This is a genomic window from Thalassobacterium sedimentorum (assembly GCF_031127905.1).
Taxonomy (GTDB): Bacteria; Verrucomicrobiota; Verrucomicrobiia; order Opitutales; family Coraliomargaritaceae; genus Thalassobacterium; species Thalassobacterium sedimentorum.
Genome location: NZ_JARXIC010000141.1, coordinates 1 through 377, shown reverse-complemented (window position 1 = coordinate 377; position 377 = coordinate 1). Strand labels below are relative to the sequence as shown.

1 protein-coding gene is annotated in these 377 nt (G+C 49.3%); it reads right to left on the bottom strand.

Translation table 11 applies throughout. The features are described 5' to 3' along the window. The coding region (locus tag QEH59_RS18765) for a hypothetical protein (protein WP_308986920.1) at positions 1-257 on the bottom strand (257 nt) is incomplete at its 3' end. Between the last annotated feature and the right edge of the window lie 120 nt (positions 258-377).

Below are 377 nucleotides of genomic sequence, written 5' to 3'. Positions count from 1 at the left end.
AGCTGCAGGCGACGCGAGCTTTTGAGCGTTTCGAAAAAGTGGCCGACTCCAATGCTCGACTCATCTAACATGGCCCAGTCTTGTAAGAAACTGCGACCACTGCGTTCGTCATTGATCGAACGGTTCACTCCCATTCGAATCCATTGCCAGTCATCCAGCTCGGGACACTCCCGAGTGTGCGAGCAGTGACTCAAAGACTCCCGAGCAGGAGCCAGAAAACATTCGGTAAGCGACTTATAATCATTAGGTTGCTGCATAGGACCAATTTTCCGGGGCACCCTTAAAGTCAAGCTTTAAGCACCCTGAGACCGCATTATTATGCGTTTTAAGCAGATTTTATGTCAAAGTCAGTTCCGCAAAATCGACCTCAGTCACCT